Source organism: Chryseobacterium hilariae (genome assembly GCF_051400735.1).
Taxonomy (GTDB): domain Bacteria; phylum Bacteroidota; class Bacteroidia; order Flavobacteriales; family Weeksellaceae; genus Chryseobacterium.
In genome coordinates, this window is record NZ_JBLFFJ010000004.1 from 89172 (window position 1) to 114091 (window position 24920).

Annotated in this window: 19 protein-coding genes and 1 riboswitch; of the genes, 6 read left to right on the plus strand and 13 right to left on the minus strand. The window is 40.1% G+C overall.

Annotated features, from left to right (window positions below; translation table 11 throughout):
- The first annotated feature begins 103 nt into the window (after positions 1-103).
- The 3 genes from ACMGDK_RS12925 to ACMGDK_RS12935 all read left to right on the plus strand — a co-directional run bounded on the left by ACMGDK_RS12925 (position 104) and on the right by ACMGDK_RS12935 (position 7903).
- Positions 104-2884, plus strand: a complete 2781-nt coding sequence (locus ACMGDK_RS12925; protein WP_436808340.1) for a bifunctional aconitate hydratase 2/2-methylisocitrate dehydratase — start codon at positions 104-106, stop codon at positions 2882-2884.
- Between the two features lie 327 nt (positions 2885-3211).
- Positions 3212-5479 carry an aconitate hydratase gene (locus ACMGDK_RS12930; protein ID WP_436808341.1) on the plus strand — a complete coding sequence of 756 codons (2268 nt, stop codon included), beginning with the start codon at positions 3212-3214 and terminating at the stop codon, positions 5477-5479.
- Between the two features lie 207 nt (positions 5480-5686).
- On the plus strand, positions 5687-7903 hold the full coding sequence (locus tag ACMGDK_RS12935) for an outer membrane beta-barrel protein (RefSeq protein ID WP_436808342.1): 2217 nt from the start codon (positions 5687-5689) through the stop codon (positions 7901-7903).
- 78 nt (positions 7904-7981) lie between these two features.
- Here the strand turns inward: ACMGDK_RS12935 and ACMGDK_RS12940 are convergent, their stop codons facing one another.
- The 13 genes from ACMGDK_RS12940 to ACMGDK_RS13000 all read right to left on the minus strand — a co-directional run bounded on the left by ACMGDK_RS12940 (position 7982) and on the right by ACMGDK_RS13000 (position 19843).
- A complete protein-coding gene (locus tag ACMGDK_RS12940) occupies positions 7982-8692 on the minus strand; it encodes a HesA/MoeB/ThiF family protein (protein ID WP_436808343.1) in 711 nt (236 codons plus the stop codon).
- 137 nt (positions 8693-8829) lie between these two features.
- Positions 8830-9948 (minus strand): 2-iminoacetate synthase ThiH, encoded by a 1119-nt coding sequence (gene thiH, locus ACMGDK_RS12945; RefSeq protein ID WP_436808344.1) that lies wholly within the window; start codon positions 9946-9948, stop codon positions 8830-8832.
- Between the two features lie 13 nt (positions 9949-9961).
- A complete protein-coding gene (locus ACMGDK_RS12950; RefSeq protein WP_436808345.1) occupies positions 9962-10738 on the minus strand; it encodes a thiazole synthase in 777 nt (258 codons plus the stop codon).
- Positions 10735-11349 (minus strand): thiamine phosphate synthase, encoded by a 615-nt coding sequence (gene thiE / locus ACMGDK_RS12955; RefSeq protein ID WP_436808346.1) that lies wholly within the window; start codon positions 11347-11349, stop codon positions 10735-10737. The genes ACMGDK_RS12950 and thiE overlap by 4 nt, the downstream gene beginning before the upstream one ends.
- A gap of 11 nt (positions 11350-11360) precedes the next feature.
- Complete coding sequence (locus tag ACMGDK_RS12960; protein ID WP_436808347.1) at positions 11361-12107, minus strand: hydroxymethylpyrimidine/phosphomethylpyrimidine kinase; 747 nt, start codon at positions 12105-12107, stop codon at positions 11361-11363.
- Complete coding sequence (locus tag ACMGDK_RS12965) at positions 12080-12670, minus strand: thiamine phosphate synthase (protein ID WP_436808348.1); 591 nt, start codon at positions 12668-12670, stop codon at positions 12080-12082. Before ACMGDK_RS12965 ends, ACMGDK_RS12960 begins: the two co-directional genes overlap by 28 nt.
- Positions 12667-14478 (minus strand): phosphomethylpyrimidine synthase ThiC, encoded by a 1812-nt coding sequence (gene thiC / locus ACMGDK_RS12970; RefSeq protein WP_436808349.1) that lies wholly within the window; start codon positions 14476-14478, stop codon positions 12667-12669. The genes ACMGDK_RS12965 and thiC overlap by 4 nt, the downstream gene beginning before the upstream one ends.
- A 25-nt stretch (positions 14479-14503) precedes the next feature.
- Positions 14504-14710 carry a sulfur carrier protein ThiS gene (gene thiS, locus ACMGDK_RS12975; RefSeq protein ID WP_436808350.1) on the minus strand — a complete coding sequence of 69 codons (207 nt, stop codon included), beginning with the start codon at positions 14708-14710 and terminating at the stop codon, positions 14504-14506.
- 57 nt (positions 14711-14767) lie between these two features.
- Positions 14768-14865: riboswitch (TPP riboswitch) on the minus strand.
- A 98-nt stretch (positions 14866-14963) separates the two neighbouring features.
- Positions 14964-16991 (minus strand): Ig-like domain-containing protein, encoded by a 2028-nt coding sequence (locus ACMGDK_RS12980; RefSeq protein ID WP_436808351.1) that lies wholly within the window; start codon positions 16989-16991, stop codon positions 14964-14966.
- A 252-nt stretch (positions 16992-17243) separates the two neighbouring features.
- Positions 17244-17921 (minus strand): RluA family pseudouridine synthase, encoded by a 678-nt coding sequence (locus ACMGDK_RS12985; RefSeq protein WP_223557728.1) that lies wholly within the window; start codon positions 17919-17921, stop codon positions 17244-17246.
- 3 nt (positions 17922-17924) lie between these two features.
- Entirely contained in the window at positions 17925-18248 is a 324-nt protein-coding gene (locus tag ACMGDK_RS12990; RefSeq protein ID WP_436808352.1) for a hypothetical protein, read from the minus strand.
- A gap of 3 nt (positions 18249-18251) precedes the next feature.
- Complete coding sequence (gene panB / locus ACMGDK_RS12995) at positions 18252-19067, minus strand: 3-methyl-2-oxobutanoate hydroxymethyltransferase (RefSeq protein WP_111958535.1); 816 nt, start codon at positions 19065-19067, stop codon at positions 18252-18254.
- Positions 19068-19129: 62 nt separating this feature from the next.
- Positions 19130-19843 (minus strand): Crp/Fnr family transcriptional regulator, encoded by a 714-nt coding sequence (locus ACMGDK_RS13000; RefSeq protein WP_436808353.1) that lies wholly within the window; start codon positions 19841-19843, stop codon positions 19130-19132.
- Between the two features lie 89 nt (positions 19844-19932).
- Between ACMGDK_RS13000 and ACMGDK_RS13005 the strand changes: the two genes are divergently transcribed.
- From ACMGDK_RS13005 to ccoN, 3 genes are all read left to right on the plus strand, one after another.
- Positions 19933-22308, plus strand: a complete 2376-nt coding sequence (locus ACMGDK_RS13005) for a heavy metal translocating P-type ATPase (protein WP_436808354.1) — start codon at positions 19933-19935, stop codon at positions 22306-22308.
- Between the two features lie 109 nt (positions 22309-22417).
- Positions 22418-22645 carry a cbb3-type cytochrome oxidase assembly protein CcoS gene (ccoS, locus tag ACMGDK_RS13010; protein ID WP_116013027.1) on the plus strand — a complete coding sequence of 76 codons (228 nt, stop codon included), beginning with the start codon at positions 22418-22420 and terminating at the stop codon, positions 22643-22645.
- Positions 22646-22650: 5 nt separating this feature from the next.
- Entirely contained in the window at positions 22651-24912 is a 2262-nt protein-coding gene (ccoN, locus tag ACMGDK_RS13015; RefSeq protein WP_436808355.1) for a cytochrome-c oxidase, cbb3-type subunit I, read from the plus strand.
- Positions 24913-24920: the final 8 nt, after the last annotated feature.

A 24920-nucleotide genomic window follows, 5' to 3' on the forward strand; every position in this document is an offset into this window, starting at 1 on the left:
TTTCACATTTTTAAAGGGGTAGATTATGTTGTTTATGGCTATACTCGTTTTTTATGACAACTGCTTTAATCTACGTTTAAAAATTTAAAAGACTTCTATTATTATGAATATGTATCAGGATTACATCCAAGAGATTGAAGAAAGAAAAAACCAGGGGCTAAATCCAAAGCCAATTGACGGTGCCGGATTATTAAGCGAAATCATTGCACAAATTAAAGACCCAGGTAATGAATATCGATCGGATTCTCTTAAATTTTTCATTTACAACACCTTACCAGGAACAACAAGTGCTGCAGGCGTAAAAGCTAAGTTTTTAAAAGAGATTATCCTGGGTGAATCCGTAGTAGAAGAAATATCTCCTGCCTTCGCTTTTGAATTATTATCTCACATGAAAGGCGGTCCTTCTATTGAAGTATTGCTTGATCTGGCTCTGGGTAATGATATTTCTATTGCCAAGGAAGCAGCAAATGTTCTTAAAACACAGGTTTTCCTTTATGAGGCGGATACCAACCGTCTGAAGGAAGCGTTCAATAGCGGTAACGAAATCGCAAAAGAAATCATTGAAAGCTATGCAAAAGCAGAGTTCTTCACTAAACTTCCGGAAGTTGCTGAAGAAATTAAGGTTGTTACATTCATTGCCGGTGAAGGTGACATCTCTACTGACTTACTTTCTCCGGGTAACCAAGCGCACTCAAGATCAGACCGTGAACTTCATGGTAAATGTATGATCACCCCTCAGGCACAGGAAGAAATTAAAGCTTTACAGGCACAACATCCTGACAAGAGCGTAATGCTGATCGCTGAGAAAGGTACCATGGGGGTAGGCTCATCCAGAATGTCCGGAGTGAACAACGTAGCTTTATGGACAGGTAAGCAGGCAAGCCCGTACATCCCGTTCGTGAATATCGCTCCGATTGTTGGAGGAACAAACGGTATCTCTCCTATTTTCCTTACCACTGTTGACGTTACAGGAGGTATTGGTCTTGACCTTAAAAACTGGGTTAAAAAACTGGATGAGAATGGAGAGCCAATCCGTAACGAAGCTGGAGAACCAATTCTTGAAGAAGCTTATTCTGTAGCTACAGGAACAGTTCTTACCATCAATACAAAAACAAAAAAATTATATAACGGCGATCAGGAGCTGATCGACATTTCTAAGGCATTCACTCCTCAGAAAATGGAATTCATTAAAGCTGGCGGATCATATGCAATTGTTTTCGGTAAAAAGCTGCAGACATTTGCCGCAAAGCTTTTGGGAATTGAAACTCCTCTTGTTTTTGCTCCGTCAAAAGAAATTTCTCACGAAGGACAAGGTTTGACTGCAGTTGAAAAAATCTTCAACAGAAATGCAGTTGGAACAACTCCTGGAAAAGTGCTACACGCTGGTTCAGATGTTCGTGTACAGGTTAACATTGTTGGTTCTCAGGACACAACAGGTTTGATGACTGCCCAGGAGCTTGAATCAATGGCGGCTACCGTGATTTCGCCCATTGTTGACGGTGCTTACCAATCCGGATGTCACACAGCTTCTGTTTGGGATAAAAAAGCTCAGGCCAACATTCCGAAACTAATGAAATTCATGAACGAATTCGGTTTGATCACAGCCCGTGACCCGAAAGGTGAATACCACGCTATGACAGACGTTATTCACAAGGTTCTTAATGATATTACGATAGACGAATGGGCAATCATCATCGGTGGTGACTCTCACACAAGAATGTCTAAAGGGGTTGCTTTTGGAGCAGACTCAGGAACAGTTGCCCTTGCTTTGGCAACAGGTGAAGCATCAATGCCAATCCCTGAATCCGTAAAAGTAACTTTCAAAGGAAACATGAAAGAGCACATGGATTTCCGTGATGTCGTGCACGCAACACAGGCTCAGATGTTGAAGCAGTTTGGTGGGGAAAACGTATTCCAGGGCAGAATCATTGAGGTTCACATCGGAACACTTCCTGCTGACCAGGCGTTTACATTTACAGACTGGACTGCAGAGATGAAAGCGAAAGCCTCTATCAACATTTCTGAAGACAGCACTTTGATTGAATCATTGGAAATTGCAAAAGGCAGAATCCAGATTATGATCGACAAAGGAATGGATAACCATAACCAAGTTCTTCAGGGATTAATTAATAAGGCTGATAAGAGAATCGCTGAAATCAGATCAGGTGAAAAACCGGCTCTGACTCCTGATGCAAATGCTAAGTATTACGCCGAAGTTGTTGTTGATCTTGATGTGATTGTAGAACCTATGATTGCAGATCCGGATGTAAATAATGACGATGTTTCCAAGCGATATACACACGATACGATCAGAGCGCTTTCTTTCTACGGGGGAGAGAAAAAGGTAGATCTTGGCTTTGTCGGATCTTGTATGGTTCACAAAGGCGATTTGAAAATTGTTTCTCAAATGCTTAAAAACATTGAAAAACAACAAGGTAAGGTTGAGTTTAATGCTCCTTTAGTAGTAGCAGCTCCAACTTATAACATCATCGATGAATTAAAAGCAGAAGGAGACTGGGAATTTTTAGAAAAGTATTCAGGATTCGAATTCGATGATAATGCGCCTAAAGGTGAAGCACGTGTTGAATACAAAAACATGATGTATCTTGAGCGTCCAGGCTGTAACCTTTGTATGGGTAACCAGGAAAAAGCAGCTAAAGGAGATACGGTATTGGCAACTTCTACCCGTCTTTTCCAGGGAAGAGTAGTTGAAGACTCCGAGCGTAAAAAAGGAGAATCTTTATTGGCTTCAACTCCGGTAGTTGTTCTTTCTGCTATCATTGGAAGAATTCCTAATATCGATGAATATAAAGCAGCGGTTGAAGGTATTGACCTTACTAAATTTGCTCCGCCTATTAAAGAGCTGGTTCAGGTCGGTCATTAATAAAGCTTGACGATAAGTAGTCGTAGGACTGTTTTAAAATTATATAATTGAAAGATTTTGGTCCTTAGGATTTAAAATCTTTCAATTTTTTGTTTAGAACCTTTCTATTTAAGATTACTTTAGAATTATTTTAAATGAAAATACAGAAAGAAATTCCATTTTTTCTTAACTTGATAGAAATAAAACATCCCGGTTATTTATAGAATTATGCTTTTGCATGAATCGAAGGAACAGAATTTGATGAATTGAGTTACAAAAGATATTCCCCGTTTTTAATATAATTAATAACGGAAAAATTATAAAAAGAAGAAAAATTAAAATTAAGATATGACTTTTGATATTGATATGATCAAAAAAGTATATGAGCGTTACCCAGAGAGAATTGCTGCGGCAAGACAAATCGTGGGAAAACCTCTTACACTTTCAGAAAAAATCCTTTACACCCATCTTTGGGAAGGCAACGCTACATCAGCATATGAAAGAGGAAACTCTTATGTAGATTTCGCACCGGACAGAGTAGCCATGCAGGATGCAACCGCGCAGATGGCGCTTTTACAGTTTATGCAGGCAGGAAAAGCTAAAGTAGCCGTTCCTTCAACGGCTCATGCCGATCACCTGATCCAGGCAAGAGTAGGTGCTGAATCTGATTTACAGGAAGGGATCAACAAAAACTCTGAGGTTTTCAACTTCCTGAGCTCTGTTTGTGACAAATATGGAATTGGTTTCTGGAAGCCGGGAGCCGGTATTATTCACCAGGTGGTACTGGAGAATTATGCATTCCCCGGAGGGATGATGATCGGTACGGACTCCCATACGGTAAATGCAGGAGGCTTGGGAATGGTAGCTATTGGCGTAGGTGGTGCTGATGCGGTAGACGTAATGGCCGGAATGGCGTGGGAACTTAAAATGCCAAAACTTATCGGGGTAAAATTAACCGGTAAAATGAGTGGCTGGACGTCTGCAAAAGACGTTATCCTGAAAGTGGCAGGAATCCTTACCGTAAAAGGAGGAACAGGATGCATCGTAGAATATTTCGGAGAAGGAGCAGAATCTCTTTCAGCAACAGGTAAAGGAACCATCTGCAACATGGGTGCTGAGATCGGGGCTACCACTTCTACTTTCGGATACGATGATTCCATGAGAAGATATCTGGCAGCAACAGGGAGACAGGATGTAGTAGATGCCGCTGACAAAATAGCAGAACACCTGACAGGTGACGCCGAAGTGTATGCCAACCCGGAGCAATATTTCGATCAACTGATTGAAATCAACCTTTCTGAGCTTACGCCGCACCTAAACGGACCTTTTACTCCGGATCTGGCTACTCCTGTAGCAGAATTCAGAGCTAAGGCTGAAGCTAACGGATGGCCAATAGAAGTAGAATGGGCTCTTATCGGCTCTTGTACCAACTCTTCTTATGAAGATTTATCAAGAGCGGCTTCTATCGTGGAAGATGCGGTAGCAAAAGGAGTTAAGCCTAAAGCAATCCTGGGAATTAACCCTGGTTCTGAGCAGGTGAAATTCACAGCAGAAAGAGATGGATTCTTAGATTCTTTCAGAAAATTCGAGAATGCCAGAATCTTTACGAACGCTTGTGGACCTTGTATCGGGCAATGGGACAGAGAAGGTGCTGATAAAGGAGAGAAAAACTCTATTATCCACTCTTTCAACAGAAACTTCGCCAAAAGAGCTGACGGTAACCCGAATACGCACGCCTTCGTAGCTTCTCCGGAAATGGTAGCTGCTGTTGCCATCTCTGGAAGATTAGACTTTAATCCAATTACAGATACTTTAACTGCTGAAAATGGTGAGCAGATAAAGCTTGATGAGCCTAAAGGTTCTGAATTACCAGCCAGAGGATTTGCTGTTGATGATAACGGATATCAAGCACCATCTGAAGACGGTTCTTCTGTTGTTGTGAAGGTAAGCCCTACTTCGGACAGACTTCAGCTATTGGAAGAATTCCCGGCTTGGGACGGTAAAAACATTGAAGCAGCCAGAGTATTGATCAAGGCTTTCGGAAAATGTACTACCGACCACATTTCTATGGCTGGACCATGGCTGAAATACAGAGGCCACCTGGACAACATTTCAAACAACATGCTGATTGGAGCCGTAAATGCTTACAACATGGAAACCAACCGTGTTAAAAATGAATTAACGGGTGAATATGGTGAAGTTCCGGCCGTACAGAGAGCTTACAAAGCTGCAGGAATTCCTACCATTGTTGTCGGGGACCAGAACTACGGGGAAGGTTCTTCAAGAGAGCACGCTGCAATGGAGCCAAGACATCTTGGTGTAAAAGCCGTATTGGTGAAATCATTTGCGAGAATCCATGAAACCAACCTTAAAAAACAAGGAATGCTTGGAATCACTTTCGCTAATGAAGCTGATTATGACAAAATCCAGGAAGATGATGTGGTAAACTTCTTAGATCTGGATCAGTTCGCTCCAGGAAAGCAACTGACTTTAGAATTCATTCATACGGACGGAACCAGAGATATCATCATGGCTAACCATACGTACAACGATCAGCAGATCGACTGGTTTAAGGCCGGTTCTGCTCTTAACCTGATTAAGAAACAGGAAAATTAATTGTTAGATTAATTAATCATAGAAAAAGCAGTTTCAATCGAAACTGCTTTTTTGTTATTGTAATAGATGATGTATTAATTTCGTGTAGAGAGCCAGATCTCTGTATTCTGCTTTATCCTTTATTGCCTTAAAATTTAACTTTTCGCAAATTTCATCGTAACAAAATGCTCTTTTTTACGTCTAACTGAACAGTAGTAAAAAAACATTATGAAAAAAACTATATTAGCTTTATCCCTGCTGGGATCTTTTTTTGCCTATTCGCAGGAGAAGAACAGCAGTAATACAGTAAAGGAAAAGCAAATTGAAGGTGTAGTTATCACAAAAACTAAAAAAGCCGTTGAACAGAAAGCTGACCGTACTATTTTCGATTTTTCTGAACAGCCTCAGCTTAATAACGGTAACGTTCTGGAAGGTATTAAAAAACTTCCCGGATTGGTTGCTACCGATATTGCGGGAATGATGTATCAGGGTAAGATCTTGGATGTTTATCTGAATGGAAGACCTTTGAATATTACTTCCAATGAGTTAAATTCCTTCCTTGAAGGGATGCCTGCCAATTCAGTAGAAAAAATTGAAGTGATTACGCAGCCCGGAGCAGAATTTCCTGCCACTTCAGGAGGTGCGATCATGAATATCATTACGAATAAAAATGCCAATAAATATTTAACGGCAACGTATTCAGGAAATTACTCGTTTACAAACTACGATAAATTCAGAAGCAGAACTACCAATTCATTAAACTTAAATGCCAGAAACAAGTATTTCGGATGGCAGCTCAATGTGGGCCAGAATTACCGTGAAAGTATGTTGAACGGTGACCAGGATGTTCTTCTTCACAACAATACAGACAGAATTGGCCGCGGTTATTTTGCAAAATCAGGGCTGGCTTTTGACCTTGGACAGGACAGATTATTGCTGAACTACGATATTTATCACAATAATAATGACAACTATACAGCGAGCAAAGGACTTGCCGATATCCCTGTAAGCTTTAATCCTGTCAAGTACCGGGAAGCCGATTATGAAGCATCGGATGTTGCTCACACCAATAACTTAAGACAGGAAGCTGTTGTAACGTATCAGAAGCGTTTCAGCGATAAGTCTCAAAAACTGGATTTCCAGTTCGGATATACTAAAGCTACATCTAAGTTCTCCCAGGATAATTTCTTCCAGAGAGGCTTTTATACGGATATTTGGCAGCCTTTCCTTAATGTAGGCAGCGAAAATGTACTTGATAATAAATCGGATATGAAGGTTGCTAACTTCAAGGTAGATTATTCACAGCCGATCAAGCTTATGGATGGTGGAAAAGTAAGTTTGGGAGGTTTATATGAGAGACAGGATTATGATACGGAAAGTAAAGGTTTGACCAACCTGGAATATCAAAGACAGACGGCTTCTACCTACCTTGAATTCCAGGCAAAACTGAAGAAGTTTGACTTTATTTTAGGTGCCAGAGCCGAAAACTATGATATTTCGGGAATTACAAGAACAATAAAAGAGGGTACTGTTCTTGAAAGAGATCTTACAAGCTTTAATAAGTTCAAGCTTTTTCCTAATGCAAGTGTACAGTACAGCCTGATGAACCAGGTTTATGTGGCTGCCAACTATAACAAAAAGATCAGCCTCCCGAGTATTTCTGCCCTGAACCCGAATAATGTAACGTTCGGCAGCCCGAATACGCAAGTGACAGGTAACCCGGATCTTCAGCCCACGATCTTTGATAATTATGAATTAAAAGTTTCGGCTTTTGATTATGCTTTTATCGGATACAGCGTAAATTCAGCTAAAGACCAGGTAGCTCAGATCATTATGAAAGACGGCAAGAACCTTTTCAATAGGCAAGTGAATATTTCGAATATGAAAATTCACAATTTCAACCTGGGGCTTCCGATTCCGTTTATGATCTTCAGCAAGCCGATGAGCGAGATCATGAAGTTTAATTTTAATCCTGATAAAATTAATTTCATGTATCTGTATGCAGGATATCAGAAGCATGAGATTGATAATTTAAACAACAAAGGTTTCTGGATCTTCAATATCATGACCCAGTTGCTTTTACCTAAAGATATCAAACTGACCGCCAATTACAGCTACCTGACTCCAAAAGCGGGATATTTCTACTTTACAGCGGATAAGCCGTTCAATAATAATCTGGATATCACGCTGACCAAAAAGTTTATGAATAACCGTCTTACAGTTTCTGTTTTCGCGAATGATATCTTTAATGGACAGGTGATGCAGGTATATTCCAATCCGCCTGAAGGACAGGCTGTGATGATCAGAAGCAAATATGACACAAGAAATTTTGGAATTTCTATTAACTATAAAATTCCTACCAAGAATAAACTCGCTAAGGAAGATCCAAACATTCTGAACCAGACTAAAAAAGAGGATACCGGCGTGATGCAGCAGGCACAATAATTTTTAGAAGCAAAAATCATAAAATGAGGCAGTAAAGAAATTTTACTGCCTCATTTATTAAAAACAATATAATTATAATTAAAAATCTATAGTCTGGAATCTCCATTCCAGGGTATCAATAAGGGTAAGCTGATCCGGCTGTACAGGAAGTTCTGTAATGATCTTTAAAACCTGTAGCGCCATCATACTTCCTACAATCCCCGGCAGTGCTCCCAAAACTCCTAGGCTGTCGCAGTCCGGGATATCTTCATCAAAAGGTGGCTCCGGAAAAAGATCTCTGAGGTTTTTACTTCTTTGATAGTTGAAAACTGCAACCTGCCCTGAAAAACCCAGGATACTTCCATAAACCAAAGGCTTCCCAAGCCTTACACAGGTATCATTAATTAGGTATCTGGTGGTAAAATTATCGGATCCATCTATAATAATGTCGTACTGTGAAAGAATCTCTTTTGCGTTTGAGCTGTCGATTTTTTTATCAATTCCTTCAAATTTCACCTGACGGTTAAGGTTTCCTACAAAGATTTCAGCACTTTTGACTTTTAAGGCTCCAACTGTATTTTCATTGTGAATAATCTGGCGGTTCAGGTTATGAAGTTCCACCTCATCAAAATCTGCCACTCCTAAAGCTCCGACTCCGGCAGCAGCCAGGTATTGAATAACGGGACTTCCCAAACCTCCTGCTCCAATGACCAATACTTTGGATGATCTTATTTTTTTTTGTCCTTCCAGTCCTATTTCTTCTATAAATATCTGCCGGCTGTATCTTGCAAAAATGTCTTCGCTTTTCATTCCAAAATTGTTTTGAACGATTAAGATTGTTTAAGCTGTTAAGAATATTAAGGCGAGCTCTGCTTTAAGATGAAAAAGATCTGTTGATTTTTCTTAATTAGCCTTAATAACTTCAATGTTCTTAATGGTTTAATTTTTTAAATTCCGCTGTACGCAGGATCCCAATCTTTCATCACTGGGTCGTAACCTGCTTTTCTGATGCTGTTTTTCACTTCTTCCATACTGCGTTCGTCGCTGGTTTCAAACTGCTCCAGAGATTCTACGTCTACGGCGTAACCTCCCGGATTTGTTTTTGAGGCTGCGCTCATGGCTGTTGCCCCAAGGGATATGATATTGTCCCTGAACTTTTCATTTTCCCTGGTCGATATGGAGATTTCCAGATCTTCATTCCAGATTCTGTAAGCACAGATCAGTTGCAACAGGTCTTTATCTTCCATGATAAAATTGGGTTCAATGATTCCTTCTGCAGGCCTGAGTCTTGGGAAGGAAACTGAAAAACGGCTTTTCCAGTATTGCTTCTGCAAATAATCAATATGAAGCGCATTGAAGAAGCTGTCTACACGCCAATCTTCCAGCCCAAGCAGAACCCCAAGCCCTATTTTATGAATTCCGGCACGTCCGATTCTGTCCGGTGTATCCAAGCGGAAATGAAAGTTTGACTTTTTTCCTTTGGGATGGTATTCCTTATACACTTCCTGATGATAAGTTTCCTGGTACACCAACACCGAATAAACGCCTTCCTGATGCAGCTGCAGATATTCTTCTTGCGACAAAGGCTGTACTTCAATTGAGATATTGGCAAAATGAGGTTTCAAAAGGCGGACGGCATTCAGAAAGTAGGAAATACCAACCGTTTTATTAGCCTCTCCACTTACCAGCAGAACGTGATTCACACCCATAGATTTCAGAACAGAGGCTTCAATCATCAGTTCCGTATCTGAAAGAGTTTTCCTTCTTACATTATTATCCAGGCTGAAACCACAATAAGTACAGATATTCTGGCATTCGTTGCTGAGATACATGGGTGCATACAGCTGAATAGTCTTTCCAAAGCGTTTCTGGGTAAGGCGACGGGTCATTTTGGCCATCATTTCCAGCTCCTGTGCAGCGGCAGGGGAAAGAAGGTTGAGAAAATCATCCACCGTTCTTTGTTTCTTCTGAAGGCTGCTCAGTACTTCTGAGTGGGTTACTCTTCCAAGTCTTTCTTTTACCTCATCCCATTGATAGCGTTCAAAAATATCTTTAAAGCTGTTCATTGTTTTGCTGATATTATTCAAATAAAAAAGAGGTCAGGGGGCTTGATGCTTCGGCATGATCTGCGATTGCTCCCAAACCTGATTCAAAGGCTCTTCTTCCGGCAATAACGCCTTCTTTAAAAGCGAGAGCCATATCTATTGGAGTTCTTGCTACAGCTATTGCGGTATTGACAAGAACGGCATCTGCTCCCATTTCCATTGCTTTTGCAGCATCCGAAGGCGCTCCGATTCCGGCATCTACCACTACGGGAACATTGCTCTGGCTGATGATGATCTCGAGGAAATCCAATGTTCTCAATCCTTTATTGGTACCGATTGGAGCTCCTAAAGGCATTACCACAGCAGTTCCGGCATCTTCCAGACGTTTGCATAAAACCGGATCAGCATGGATGTAAGGCATTACGATAAATCCTAGCTTGGCCAGCTCTTCTGTTGCATAAAGTGTTTCAATAGGATCCGGAAGGAGGTATTTAGGATCGGGATGAATCTCTAATTTTACCCAGTTGGTTTCCAGTGCTTCTCTTGCCAGTTGTGCTGCCAATACCGCTTCTTTTGCAGTTCTGGCTCCTGAAGTATTGGGGAGAAGATGAGCATTGGTTCCTTTTAATGAATCCAGTAATCCGTCTTCTGCTGCCCCGGAATCTATTCTTTTCAGAGCCATGGTGACCATATCTGTTCCTGAAGCGATCACAGAGGCTGCCATTTCCTGAAGGTTTCCGAATTTTCCTGTTCCTAAGAACAGTCTTGACTCGAATATTCTGTCTGCTATTATTAATTTCTGATTATTCATATCATTGCTTTTTTAAATTCACTGATCACAGAGGGCTGGCTGGTAATCTCTCCGGAAACTGCAACACCATATATTCCGATCTCCTGAAGAGGTTTTATATCCGCAAGCACAACTCCTCCGATGGCATAAATTTTCGGAATGGCTATCGATTTATATTTTAAATTTTTAATAATATCCTGATAGCCTTCAAAGCCCAGGATCGGGCTCAGTTTTTCTTTTGTAGCTGTAAATCTCAAAGGTCCTAAACCGATATAATCACATGGTTCATTGATCCTTTGAAGGACATCTGAAAGGGTATTGGCTGTTCCTCCAATGATTTTATTTTTACCTAAAACATGTCTCGCAATTTCAATGGACACATCTTTTAACCCCAAATGAACCCCGTCTGCATCCATATCTTTTGCCACTTGAATATGGTCATTAATGATGCAAACTGCCCGGTATTCTGAACAAAGCTTCTTTGAAATTTCACAGAGTTGAAAAAATTCGTTTTCATGAACATTTTTCCAGCGTACCTGCAGCCATTGTATACCATTATCTAAAGCATTCCGGATATTAAGCTCCTGCTCTTCTCTTGTTGATCCTTGTGATATGTATTGTAATTTTTCCATGATTAACATGATTAAACTGAATGAAAACCCAATAAAGAAGGGTTGCTTTTTAAAAATTTCTCGATATATAATTTTCCTTTCCTGCAGGCCTCTTCCAGGCTTTCTCCTTTTGCCAGCCAACCCGCAATTGCTGAAGACAGCACACATCCGGAGCCATGTTTGGGATAATAGCCGGAAGATTCACGGTTCGGCTTCAATGAGATTTCTTCTCCGTTCCGGATCAGGATATCTGTTCCTATTTTATCATTTCTATGCCCGCCTTTAACCAATACAGCGCATGAGTTCCGGTCTTGATTTAAAAGGCTATATTTCTGTAAAACACTGTATTCATTATAATTAGGTGTTATAAGATCAATTTTTTTTAAAACATCTTTCAAAAGAGATAAGGTTTTCAGGTCAAAAAAAGAAAATTCTGAGGTACTTTTTAATACGGGATCCCAGATGATCTTTGCTCCGTCACTATGGGAGCGTACAGTTTCTATAATCTTTTCCAGAAACACGGCATCTTTTACGACTCCGATTTTTACAGTCCGAACTGGATAATCTTTCATCAAAACCGTTACAGATGACATTATTTCGTCTAATGGGCGCCATTCTATATTTAAACATGTAGAAGCGGTCTGAACAGTTATTGCTGTGCACACGCCCAACCCCATTACACCTACCTGCTCAAATGTTTTTATGTCTGCTAAAAGACCTGCCCCTGCTGAGGGGTCAAATCCCGCAATACTCAACGAGAAAGGACGTTCTTTCTGCATCTTTTGAATGTATTTAATGGCTGATTACTTTCCCAAACCGCACCTAATAGGGCTGCTCCGTCTGCTCCGTTTTCAAATACTTTACAGATATTACTTTCGTTAATTCCTCCCAGCGCAATTAGTTTTACGTTCTGATTGGCTCTATATTTTATTTCTTGCATGACTGTTAATTCTTCACCGTAACCTTTTTTAGAAATACTTGGAAAAACCGGACTTATAAATGCATAATCCCATTCTTTTTCCAACGAATTATAGGTTTCAATATCATGAACAGAAGTAGAAAGGGTACTTTGTCCTGTATAAGATTTATAAGCTTCATCTTTCCGGTCCGCTTCTCTGAAATGAAACCGGGAAATATGATGATCACTCCCCAAATCATAATATCCGTGCAATACGAGTTGAGGATAAAATTCCCTATCAATACCGTACAGGAAATTGATCATTTCTTCCCGGCCCATCATAGGCTTTCTTATATGGAGCAGATCCAGTCCCTCCTGAAACATCCGGTTGATAATCTCCGTTTCGTTTTTAACTATTGTTTCGGGAGTGATAACCAGGATCATATATAAATTTCTTTTCCTTTTTCAATAAATTCCTGAGATTTATCCAACATTCCTTTTTCTGCAGAATCCCTGATCTCCTGGGTAATTTTCATGGAACAGAATTTCGGACCGCACATAGAACAGAAATGGGCAATTTTAGCTCCTTCCGCCGGCAGCGTTTCATCATGGTAAGCTCTTGCCGTATCAGGATCCAGTGAAAGATTGAACTGGTCTTCCCATCTGAATTCAAATCTTGCCTTGCTTAATGCATTGTCCCTGTATTGGGCTCCGGGATGACCTTTCGCCAAATCTGCAGCATGTGCCGCTAATTTGTAAGTAATAACTCCAACTTTTACATCTTCTTTGTTTGGAAGCCCTAAATGTTCTTTCGGAGTTACATAACACAGCATCGCGCATCCGAACCAACCGATCATTGCTGCCCCAATTCCTGAGGTAATGTGGTCATAACCCGGCGCAATATCTGTTGTCAAAGGTCCTAATGTATAAAACGGAGCCTCCTGACATTCTTCCAATTGCTTCTCCATATTTTCTTTAATCATGTGCATAGGTACATGCCCCGGGCCTTCAATCATCACCTGTACGTTATGCTTCCATGCGATCTTGGTCAGCTCACCTAAAGTTTCAAGTTCTGCAAACTGTGCGGCATCATTAGCATCTGCAATAGATCCCGGACGGAGACCGTCCCCAAGGGAAAAAGCCACATCGTATTTCTTCATGATTTCACAGATCTCCTCGAAATGGGTGTAAAGGAAGTTTTCTTTATGATGGTAAAGACACCATTTCGCCATGATGGAACCTCCCCTTGAAACTATTCCTGTTACTCTTTTTGCGGTAAGATGGATATATCTCAATAAAACTCCGGCATGTATAGTAAAGTATGAAACACCCTGTTCGGCCTGTTCAATTAAGGTATCTTTGAAAACTTCCCACGTCAGATCTTCGGGAACACCTTTTACTTTCTCCAAAGCCTGATAAATTGGGACGGTACCAATAGGAACCGGGCTGTTTCTGATGATCCACTCTCTGGTTTCGTGGATATTTTTCCCCGTAGAAAGGTCCATAATGGTATCTGCTCCCCAACGGCAGGCCCAAACCGCTTTCTCTACTTCTTCTTCAATACTTGATGAAACAGCACTGTTTCCGATATTAGCATTAATTTTCACTAAAAAATTACGTCCAATGATCATTGGCTCGCTCTCCGGGTGATTGATATTATTTGGAATAATTGCTCTTCCTGCGGCAATTTCATCTCTTACAAATTCAGGACTTATCTTACTTTTTGGCGTGTTGGCACCGAAACTGTTTCCGGGATGCTGAAATGACATTTCTTTAGGAACAGTTTCCAGCTGCTCGATCCGTTGATTTTCCCTGATCGCTACATATTCCATTTCAGGAGTAATAATTCCCTGTTTTGCATAATAAAGCTGGGTGAGCTCGAATCCTTCTTTAGCGACCTTAGGCTTGTGATCGTACGCAAAACGCAGTTCATCAAGGCGGGAATCTGCAAGACGGGCTTTTCCGTATTCTGAAGTGATTCCGTTCAGGATATCGACATCTTTTCTGTCCAGTATCCATTGTTCCCTGATTCGTGGAAGTCCTTTTGTAATATCAATGGATGCATTTTCATCGGTATAGGGACCCGAGGTATCATAAATAGTAACCGGCGGGTTATCTTCCAAAGTTCCGTTGCTAAGCTTAGTGGGACTTAGGTGAATTTCACGCATTGCTACGCTGATAGGATGTATCTTTCCTTCAACATAAATTTTTCTGGCGTTCGGAAATGGCGAACAAGTGATTGAATGAGCCATAAGTTTTTGTAGTATTAAGTGAGAGTTAACCGCCCTGAGTGGCAGTAATGATTAAAACTGAATCTTTGTCTTTAAGGATTGTTTCTGCCCAGGCGGACAGTGGAATAATACGGTTGTTAAGAGCCACGGCTATCCCTTTTCTCTTTCCGGGTATTTCCATAGCCATCAGTGCTTCCAGATTATCGGGAAGTACTTCAAATATTTTCGTAGTGTGGTTGATTGTAAGTTCCATTCCTAATTATTTATATATACTTTAGGAATGGCCGTTATTGTACAATAGAATGTACAGTAAAAGTCATTTACTTTTCCCTACGCTGGTATAATCCAGATCAGGTTCAAAGGGTAAAGTCTCAGTCTGTATGTCTACAGACACCCCTAAAGTTGCAACGAAGGTAGGTATTTTTTCAGAACGGGCAAAATATAAGATTGAAAAAACAAAGCCCGGAGCTGCTTAGAACTCCGGGCTTTTAATTTTTATTTAAAATTTATTTTTTAATCGCTTTTACGTGGCCAATACTTCCGTCTTTCATAGTCAGATTTAAAATATATAATCCTGATTTCAGTTCTCTCAGATCAATCTCTTGAGATGGATTCTCAATAGTTTTTATCCTTCTTCCTGCACTGTCAAAAACCTGAATAGATTTTACTTTTGCAATATCAGTAATGATTATGATATCTTTAAATGGATTAGGATATACTTTCATCTGGTCTTTAGCATTCACTTCGGATGTACTTAAGCACGCGCTGTCCACTGTTGCAGTAACAGTTGTTCTTGCGCTTTCGCATTTGCTGCTGATCTGCCAGTCATAGAAATAATAGTAAGATGCCGTAGGGCTATTTCCAGTAAGGTTCCCGGCTGTTATAGATAATGCTCCCGGAACCGTCAATGGATAACTACCCCAGGTATCTCCTGATTCTCTTATCAATCCAGACACACCGCCTGATCTGGTAAGCATCATTAATTTATAGTTATTTCCGGGTGGGACTGTAAAGTTTAAAGGGACATAAGTCTTTACATGTGGAGCAGCAGAGCCCGTTAGGTTTACCGTAATTGTCTGCAATGTCACAGCAGGGGAAACATTTCCATCCTGTAAAGCAATTTCTACAGTTCCTGCACCTGTACCCATTGGATATACGTTTACCCCATTAATGACAACAGTAGAATAAACGTCAAAAAGCAGACCTGCATCCTGGGTATAACCTGATGTAGATATGGCATTCGCCATTCCCGCCGAAGACGTACTTCCTGTTGAAGCAGTTACATAATAAGGGGTTGTGCTGCTTAATACGGGAGTTGTAAAACTCGGTCCTGTACCTACTACATTCCCTGCCGTAGCAGCATCATACCAGGTTATAGATGCTCCGGCATCTGCTGTAGCCGACAATGTTGCAGTCTGATTAGGACAAATAGTAGCGCCAGCAGTTGTAAGAATTGCCGGTGGCAGGCATTGTGTAACAACCTGTATAGGCTGAAGTGACCATACACTTGTATTTCCTCCTCCACAATTTGATCTGATCCAGACATAATATACCGTAGAAGGCGCCAATGATCCTATGGAAGCTGATGTCCCGGTAAGATTTGGGTTAGTAGGTGCTGTAGAGGATGTTGGAGCTGTATTGGAAGTACTGTAATAAATATCATATCCTGAAGGAGCTGACGGAGAAGCTATCCAGGATACTGAGGCACTGTTATTGGTAGTTGTGCCTGCCGTAAGCCCTGATGGAGCATAGCATGTTGGCGGTGTCCAGGTATAGGTTAATCCTGCAGAAGGCATTCCCGGAATTGAGTTAGCCGTATTAAATGCCTGTGTGCTGTTATTTGCTGTTCCCGCGGTAGAGTTTATAAATTCCAGTGTTGTTGCGTTGAGCCGGGTATTAAAATCAGCGGAGGAAGTACCCCTCAGACCGATCTGGGCTGTTCCTGAAACTGTTGTGCTTCCTACTAAATAGGCCCCGCTGCTATAAACCATTTCAATAATATTCGAAGTTTCCTTTAAGCGGATCTGAAATGAAAAAGCATATGCCGCCGTTGTAGAGGTACTGTTGTTGGGTCTGAAATTTTTCCATTGTATAACAGCTTCCCTGTTGGGAGCTGAACCGGTTGTTTCCCAGTTGATGCTGCCGGTAGTTCCACTGATATCGAAAAAACTGCTTATGTCTCTTCCAAAAACAGAAACTGCTCCATCATAGGCCGTAGAGCTTGATATTGGGGCGGTGGTAGCTGTGCCTGGAGCTGTTGCACCAAAAGTGATAAATCCGTTCGTTGACACATTCAATGCATTGTACGAAGTTCCGTTAAATACAAAGTCGAACGGCAGGGTTAAAGGATAAACATTACTGTTAAGATTTGTTGCTGAAGTGTTGCCAGTTGCATCTGCCAGCACGTTCCCTACAATGGACGTATAGGTTCCGGAAGACCGGGCGAAACTATAAGCACTTACCTGTGCCGATGTTAAACTGATGCCCGCAAACAAAGTGGTAAAACTGCATAAAGCACTTTTTAAATAGTTCACTTTTTTTCTTCGTTGAGGAAAAAAATTGTAAAAATGTTTCATATGGGATTGGATTTAAATTCCCAACTAAGATATTAATTTTTACAAAAAATTAAATATAAAATCGAATTTAATGAATTATTTATATTAAATATAATTAAAACAAATTAATTTATCACACAAAATAGAAAAATACTAAACGAAAGAGCAGCAGTAAAATTCAGTATTTAAGGCATAAAAGAAAAATCCTGCAAATATACAGGATCAGGTTTTTTATTCTTCGCAAGCTCTCCAGATAGCATCATTCTGTGGAACGGGAGCTGTAATTTCTATTTTTTCTTTGGTAACAGGATGAATAAATTCCAGTTTTCTCGCATGAAGATTAATTCCACCATCAGGATTGGAGCGGGGTGCTCCGTATTTCAGGTCTCCTTTTATAGGAACCCCGGTTTTTGACAGTTGGGCACGGATCTGGTGATGTCTTCCGGTTTCAAGATCAATCTCAAGGAGCATATAATTATCTAAGGTTTTGATCACATGATAGGTCAAAATCGCTTCTTTTGCTCCTTCCGTTACCTTTGGAAAAACAATAGCCTTATTATTCTTTTCATTCTTCTTTAAGTAATGAACAAGCCTCTGGCTCTGAGGAATCATTTCTTTTCCCACAACAGCCCAATATGTTTTTTTAACCTCCCTGTTTTTTACCATCTGGGTAAGACGGGAAAGTGCTTTGGACGTTTTAGCATAGATGACCAGACCCGAAGTCGGGCGGTCTATACGGTGAACTAAGCCGAGAAAAACATTTCCCGGCTTAGCATCTCTTTTCTTTATAAAATTCTTAATGGACTCCAGCAAAGACTCATCACCGGTTTTATCGCCCTGAACAAGCTGTCCTACTTTTTTGTTAACCACCAGGAGATGGTTATCTTCATATACAATCTGCTCCTCCATATCTTACGAACGTCTTGGCCTGTTAGTAAAAGAAATGATAATTCCTCCGAGAAGGCCAATTGTTTTAAGCATTGAAAGTTTAGAATCCGCCGGCAAAAATGCTCCGATCACACAAATCGCTGCCGCTGCATACATACCATACATAAAGTTTTTATTAGGAAGTGTAGGTGCCTGAACGAAGAAACTTGCTCCTATCAATACATAAAAAACTTTTCTGGAAAGAAGTTCGTTGATTTCCGGGGAGAATAAATTAAACCAGCCTACCGCCATACAAATAATTGCCGCGATTGATAAAATTCCCTGAAGAGATTGTTGTTGGTTCATCATCAATTAATAGCTTTCATTTTCATTAGGAAATTCAACACTTTTTACGTCTTTTACGTACTGGGCAACCGCCCCGGTAATTTCTGTATACAGATCAAGGTATCTTCTTAAGAACTTCGGGCTGAAACCTTTGTTCATCCCAACCATATCGTGGTACACAAGAACCTGTCCGTCACAGTCAGCTCCTGCTCCAATCCCGATGGTCGGAATAGAAATACTTTCTGATACTTTTTTGGCCAAATCAGCAGGAATTTTTTCTAAAACGATTGAGAAGCATCCCAATTCTTCCAAAAGCTGTGCATCACTGATTAGTTTTTCGGCTTCTGCTTCTTCTTTAGCTCTTACTTTATAGGTTCCGAATTTGTATATAGACTGTGGTGTCAATCCCAAATGTCCCATAACAGGAATTCCGGCATTGATAATTTTTTTTATAGATTTTGAAATTTCTTTACCTCCTTCAATCTTTACAGCATGAGCACCACCTTCTTTCATCATTCTTACCGCAGATTCCAATGCTTTCTCAGGATTACTCTGGTAGGTCCCGAACGGAAGATCTGCTACCACAAGAGCTCTGTCGACTCCACGAACAACACTTTGAGCATGATAAATCATCTGATCTAAAGTAATGGGCAAAGTCGTTTCAAAACCAGCCATCACATTAGCAGCAGAATCCCCTATCAAAATAGCATCAACACCTCCGGCATCTACCATTTTGGCAGTAGTAAAGTCGTAAGCTGTAAGCATTGTTATTTTTTCCTTGTCGAATTTCATTTTCCGCAAGGTTTCAGTTGTAACTTTTTTAATTTCAGAGTGAACAGACATAATTATCTATTTTTTAAAAGTTAAAAAGTCGGCTTTCGCCGACTTAAATTTTTGTATGATTGTTATAAAACTACGTGACCTAGTTTCATCAGTTTGTCGTGGTTCAAAATTTTGATGTTTCTTCCGTCTACTTCTATGAGACTGTCCTGTTTGAATTCAGAGATCAAACGGATGGCACTTTCTGTAGCAGTGCCGATGATATTGGCAATTTCTTCCCTGGTGAGCGAAATTTTAATAAACCCTTCAGGATCTACTCCTAATTTCTGTTCCAGAAGAATCAGGATTTCTGCCAGCCTTTCTCTTACTGTCTTCTGTGCAAGGAAGGTGATGGTATTAGATGATTCTCCTAGTTCATAAGAGATTTTCTGAAGCATGGCAAAAGAAAGCTGCGGATCTACTTCCAGAAGGTACATGAAAACATCTGCCGGAAGGAAAATGCATTCAATATCCGTCATAGCCTCAGCCTTTGCCTGGAAATTTTCCCCGCAAAGTAATGAACGATAGCCGATAATATCCCCCTCTTTGATAAATCTTAAGATCTGGTCTTTTCCAAAAGCTCCGGACTTCGAAAGCTTGGCAGCCCCTTTTTCTAAGACGTATACCCCTTTTGGTGTTTCCCCGTCCTCGAAAATGGTGTCGTGCTTCTGAAAACTCAGTTTTTTCTTGCTGTTAATATATTTTTCAAAATCAATGCTAGAAAGTCTTTCCTTAAATGATTTATCATTAAAAACTCTGGCGAACCTCTCTTCAATTGCAATCTGTTGTTCCTGCGACATTTTATATGACATTTATCACAAAAATAGAACTTTTTAACGCGATAAACAAAAAAAATTGTTATAATTTTGTAGTTCAATATTTTATGGTGGTGAGCGAGAACTGTTTTCATTGTGGTCAAGGTATAGAAAAGGAGCGAATTTTATTTGATGAAAAGACTTTCTGCTGCAATGGCTGCAAGTCTGTATACGAAATTCTGAATATCAATAATTTAACTAATTTCTACGAGCTTAATAAAAGAGCCGGAATTCGTCCCGATGAGAGCTCTTCTCAATTTGAATATCTTGACACTCCGGAAATATTCGAAAAAATTACAGATTTCTCAGAAGGGAAAACAAGTCTTGTTACTTTTAAAATCCCTGTAATCCACTGCTCTTCATGCATCTGGCTTCTGGAAAGCCTACATACCCTGAATGAGCACATCAATTACTCTCAGGTAAATTTCACCAGAAAGACCTTACAGATATCATTCAATCATAACGACTTAAAATTAAGCGAACTAGCCAATTTCTTAACCAATCTTGGCTACAAACCTGTTATCAGCCTTGAAACCGCCGATAAAAACGTAGATCATCTGGATAAATCTCTGCTTATAAAATTTGCCATTGCCGGTTTTGCGTTCGGAAACGGGATGTTCCTTGCTTTTCCTGAATATGTAGGAGGGGAAGATTACTGGATGGAACATTATAAGGGACTTTTCAGAACACTGATGTTCCTTTTGGCCTGTCCGGTTGTATTTTATTCCGCTTCGGATTATTACAAATCTGCCTGGTATGGGTTGAAAAATAAGATTGTCAACATCGATGTTCCGATTGTTCTGGGGATTCTTGTCCTTTTCGGCCGAAGTATTTACGAGGTTGTTACTGATTATGGCCCAGGATATTTTGACACATTGTGTGGCTTACTGTTCTTTATGCTAATGGGGAAAATTTTCCAGAAAAGAACGTACAGCGCTTTATCCTACGACAGAGATTACAAATCATTCTACCCTATCGCAGTCACCAAAGTAGATTTTGAAGGAAAGCAGGACAACATTCTTCTTTCTGAAATTAAAGTGGGCGACAGAATACTGGTCAGAAACCAGGAAATCATTCCTGTTGATGCTATCCTGATCAACGGAGAAGGAAACATAGACAACAGCTTTATTACCGGAGAGAGTGAAAGCATCAGCAAACAGCCTGGTGACAAAATCTTTGCGGGAGGAAAGCAGGTTGGCTCTTCATTAGAACTGGAAGTGATAAAAAATGTTGACCAGAGTTACCTGACCCAGCTTTGGAATAAGGAAGCATTCAAGAAGCACGAAACAGGCCTTGACACACTGACCAATAACGTCAGCAAATATTTCACATTCATTATTTTAGGCATCGCAGTGATCTCAGGAGTTTACTGGGCTTTTATTGATCTGAATATTATGTTCCAGGTTGTTTCAGCCATTCTTATCATTGCATGTCCTTGTGCGCTTGCTTTATCTGCACCTTTTACTTTTGGGCACATTATGAGAATCCTGGGGCGTAACAAGTTTTATGTGAAAGATACTCTGACGATTGAAAAGATCGCCAAACTGGATACCATTGTTTTTGACAAAACAGGAACCATCACTCACAGAAAAAAATCAAATATCAGATATGAAGGCTCTGAAATTAATGAATTTGACCGCCTGAATATCAAAACATTATTAAAGAATTCCAATCATCCGCTTTCTAAATCTCTGTATGAATTTATTGAGGTCAATGACGACTATTTCCCTGTTGAAAATTTCCGTGAGATTTCCGGAAAAGGATATGAAGCCAGTGTAAGAGGAAACGTTTATAAAATTGGATCTGCCCGTTATAATGATCAGGAGCCTAAAAATCTTGAAACAGCTGTATATATTAGCAAAAATGGAGCATTTTTAGGCAAATTCATCTTCAAAAATGAGTACCGCCCGAAATTAAAGGAACTATTTACCAAACTTACCAGCTATAAAATATTTATTCTGAGCGGTGATAATTCTTCCGAGGAAAACCAGCTTAAAGATCTTATCCCTAATTACCAGGGAATGGCTTTCAACCAGAGCCCGGAGGACAAACTTAACTACATCAAGAACCTTCAGGACCAGAACATGAAAGTGGCTATGCTGGGAGATGGCCTGAATGACGCCGGAGCACTGAAGCAAAGTAATGTGGGGATCGCTATTGCAGATGACACCAACAGCTTTACGCCTTCTTCTGATGTAATCATGAATGGTGATAAAGTAGTGACATTAGACAATTACCTGAATGTCTGCAAAGGATCGATTACTATTGTAAAAATGACATTCATAATCAGTTTTCTATACAATATCGTTGGTTTAAGTTACGCAGTTACAGGTCATATGCATCCGCTCTTCGCAGCAATCATCATGCCAATCAGTTCCATCACTGTGGTTGCATTCACTACTCTTTCCACCTGGATTTTGGGTCGGAAACATTTCAAAAAACAGGCGTAGAAGCCCTTATTTAGACTGATTTTAAATTAGCTGAAATCCGCATTTCGTGATGAATGTCATTATTTTTCACTAAATTTGAACCCCGAAAATAGGTTAATTTTGTTGTCCAATGGATATTCTATATTTAATGATCCTCTGCAGTGTTTCTTTGGCTGCGATTTTCTTGGTCGTATTTATAGTGTATGCCCGAAAAGGACAGTTTGAAGATGATGAATCTCCGGCTGTCAGAATCCTTTTTGATAATGGAGAAATCAAGGAAAAGGACGAGAAGGGCAACAAAGATAAAGACGAGAAAAAAATAGGAGAGAATAATAAAATTGAAGAAAAAAGTGAATAGTTGATATGGAAACACAAAAGTTTAGTTATGACAACAGTATTGTCCGTGCGTTCCTTTATGCGACCCTAGTTTTCGGTCTTATAGGATTTACGTTCGGGCTTACGGCGGCATTAATGCTTTTCTACCCGGAATTGCCGGAATTTATATTCGGTACAGATGATACAACCATCAAAAGTCTTGCATCAGGCAATATTCAAGGGCTAATAAACACTCATGGTGCATTTGGTTTTGGGAGAATCAGAATGCTTCATACCAATACTGTAATTTGGGCATTTGTATGTAATATCGTTTATACCGGTATTTATTACTCATTACAGAGATTATTAAAAACAAGAATGTACAGTGATACATTATCCTGGTTGCATTTCTGGACTTGGCAGTTTATGATCGTTGCTACGTTCGTTACGTTCTTTATGGGGATCAATACTTCAAAAGAATATGCTGAACATGAATGGCCGATCGACATATTGATTGCATTCTCCTGGATTGTTTTCGGGATCAACATGTTCCTTACGATTTCAAAAAGAAGAGTAAGACACCTTTATGTAGCTATCTGGTTCTATATCGGTACATGGATTGCCGTGGCTATGCTCCATATCTTTAACAACCTTGAAGTTCCATTATCTTTCGCAGGCTGGAAATCTTATTCAGCATATGCTGGAGTAAAAGATGCTATTGTACAGTGGTGGTACGGTCACAATGCCGTTGCATTCGTACTGACGACTCCGGTTCTTGGTTTGATGTATTACTTCCTTCCGAAGGCAGCAGACAGACCGGTTTTTTCTTATAAACTGTCTATTATTCACTTCTGGTCATTAATTTTCGTATATATCTGGGCTGGTCCTCACCACCTTCAATATACAGCTCTTCCGGCATGGGCGCAGGCTGTGGGAACTGGTTTCTCTATCATGCTTATCGCACCGTCTTGGGGAGGGATGCTAAATGGACTTCTTACGCTGAGAGGAGCTTGGGATAAAGTAAGGGAAAACCCTATCCTTAAGTTTTTCGTAGTAGCTGTAACATGCTACGGTATGGCCACATTCGAAGGTCCACTTTTGGCAACTAAAAACATTAACAAAATTGGTCACTTTACAGACTGGGTTATCGGTCACGTACATTTAGGAGCTCTTGGATGGAATGGTTTCATGGCATTCGGGGTTATCTATTACTTGGTACCCATTATGTGGAGAACAAAAATTTGGTCTGTAAAACTAGCTAACTGGCACTTCTGGTTAGGAACATTAGGAATTATTTTCTATGCAGTACCAATGTATATTTCAGGATTTACACAAGGTTTGATGTGGAAACAGTTCAACCCGGACGGTACTTTGATGTACAAAAACTGGTTGGATACAGTAACTGCTATCATCCCTTATTTTAAGATGAGATTCTTAGGAGGTATATTTTATATTTCCGGGGCTATCTTAATGATCGTTAACGTAATTGCAACAGTAAGAAAAGGTTCATTCCAGAAAGAAGTTCCTGCTGAAGCACCTGCGTTGGCTAATATTGGAAACAAACGTAAAGAAGGTGAAGGGACTCACTTATGGCTTGAAAGAATGCCTGTATTATTAGGTATTTTATCTTTCATCACCATTTCTATCGGTAGTTCAGTTGAAATTATCCCTACACTATCTCTTAAGAAAAGTGTTCCTACAATTTCAGCTGTAAAACCATATTCACCTCTTGAATTAGAAGGTAGAGATATTTATATCCGTGAAGGATGTAATGCTTGCCACTCGCAGATGATCAGACCTTTCAGGGATGAGATCACAAGATTCAACGGTAAGAACGGACAGTATTCTAAAGCAGGAGAATTTGTATATGACAGACCATTCCTATGGGGCTCTAAGAGAACAGGGCCGGATTTACATAGAGAAGGTGGTAAAAACCCAAGCTCTTGGCATTACAAACACATGTATAACCCAAGATCTACATCAGCAGGTTCTATCATGCCTCGTTACCCTTGGCTAATTGCTACTAACCTCGACAGATCTAAGATGGTAGACAAAATGAAGCTAATGAAGAATACATTTGAAGTTCCTTATACGAAAGCTGAAATAGATTCTGCAAACAAATGGGCAGACAACCAGGCAACGAAGATCGTAAAAGACATCTTCTCTGAAGCTAATGACCTTAAGGTAGCATACGCTAAGAGACCTCAGGGAGAATTAGAGAAAAAAGAGATCGTAGCTCTTATTTCTTATCTTCAGAGATTAGGAACAGATATCAAGACTACAGAAATAAAAACAGCAAGTACTAACTAAACATTAAA

Bases quoted from the DNA above. Each gene is read 5' to 3' on its own strand.
- ccoS (WP_116013027.1), top strand. From the start codon at position 22,418: ATGGATATTCTATATTTAATGATCCTCTGCAGTGTTTCTTTGGCTGCG.
- ACMGDK_RS12935 (WP_436808342.1), top strand. From the start codon at position 5,687: ATGAAAAAAACTATATTAGCTTTATCCCTGCTGGGATCTTTTTTTGCC.
- thiE (WP_436808346.1), bottom strand. From the start codon at position 11,349: ATGGAAAAATTACAATACATATCACAAGGATCAACAAGAGAAGAGCAG.
- ACMGDK_RS12965 (WP_436808348.1), bottom strand. From the start codon at position 12,670: ATGATCCTGGTTATCACTCCCGAAACAATAGTTAAAAACGAAACGGAG.
- ACMGDK_RS13000 (WP_436808353.1), bottom strand. From the start codon at position 19,843: ATGTCGCAGGAACAACAGATTGCAATTGAAGAGAGGTTCGCCAGAGTT.
- ccoN (WP_436808355.1), top strand. From the start codon at position 22,651: ATGGAAACACAAAAGTTTAGTTATGACAACAGTATTGTCCGTGCGTTC.
- ACMGDK_RS12985 (WP_223557728.1), bottom strand. From the start codon at position 17,921: ATGGAGGAGCAGATTGTATATGAAGATAACCATCTCCTGGTGGTTAAC.
- ACMGDK_RS12960 (WP_436808347.1), bottom strand. From the start codon at position 12,107: ATGCAGAAAGAACGTCCTTTCTCGTTGAGTATTGCGGGATTTGACCCC.
- thiH (WP_436808344.1), bottom strand. From the start codon at position 9,948: ATGAACAGCTTTAAAGATATTTTTGAACGCTATCAATGGGATGAGGTA.
- ACMGDK_RS12950 (WP_436808345.1), bottom strand. From the start codon at position 10,738: ATGAATAATCAGAAATTAATAATAGCAGACAGAATATTCGAGTCAAGA.
- ACMGDK_RS12930 (WP_436808341.1), top strand. From the start codon at position 3,212: ATGACTTTTGATATTGATATGATCAAAAAAGTATATGAGCGTTACCCA.
- ACMGDK_RS12925 (WP_436808340.1), top strand. From the start codon at position 104: ATGAATATGTATCAGGATTACATCCAAGAGATTGAAGAAAGAAAAAAC.
- ACMGDK_RS12990 (WP_436808352.1), bottom strand. From the start codon at position 18,248: ATGATGAACCAACAACAATCTCTTCAGGGAATTTTATCAATCGCGGCA.
- ACMGDK_RS12940 (WP_436808343.1), bottom strand. From the start codon at position 8,692: ATGAAAAGCGAAGACATTTTTGCAAGATACAGCCGGCAGATATTTATA.
- thiS (WP_436808350.1), bottom strand. From the start codon at position 14,710: ATGGAACTTACAATCAACCACACTACGAAAATATTTGAAGTACTTCCC.
- thiC (WP_436808349.1), bottom strand. From the start codon at position 14,478: ATGGCTCATTCAATCACTTGTTCGCCATTTCCGAACGCCAGAAAAATT.
- panB (WP_111958535.1), bottom strand. From the start codon at position 19,067: ATGTCTGTTCACTCTGAAATTAAAAAAGTTACAACTGAAACCTTGCGG.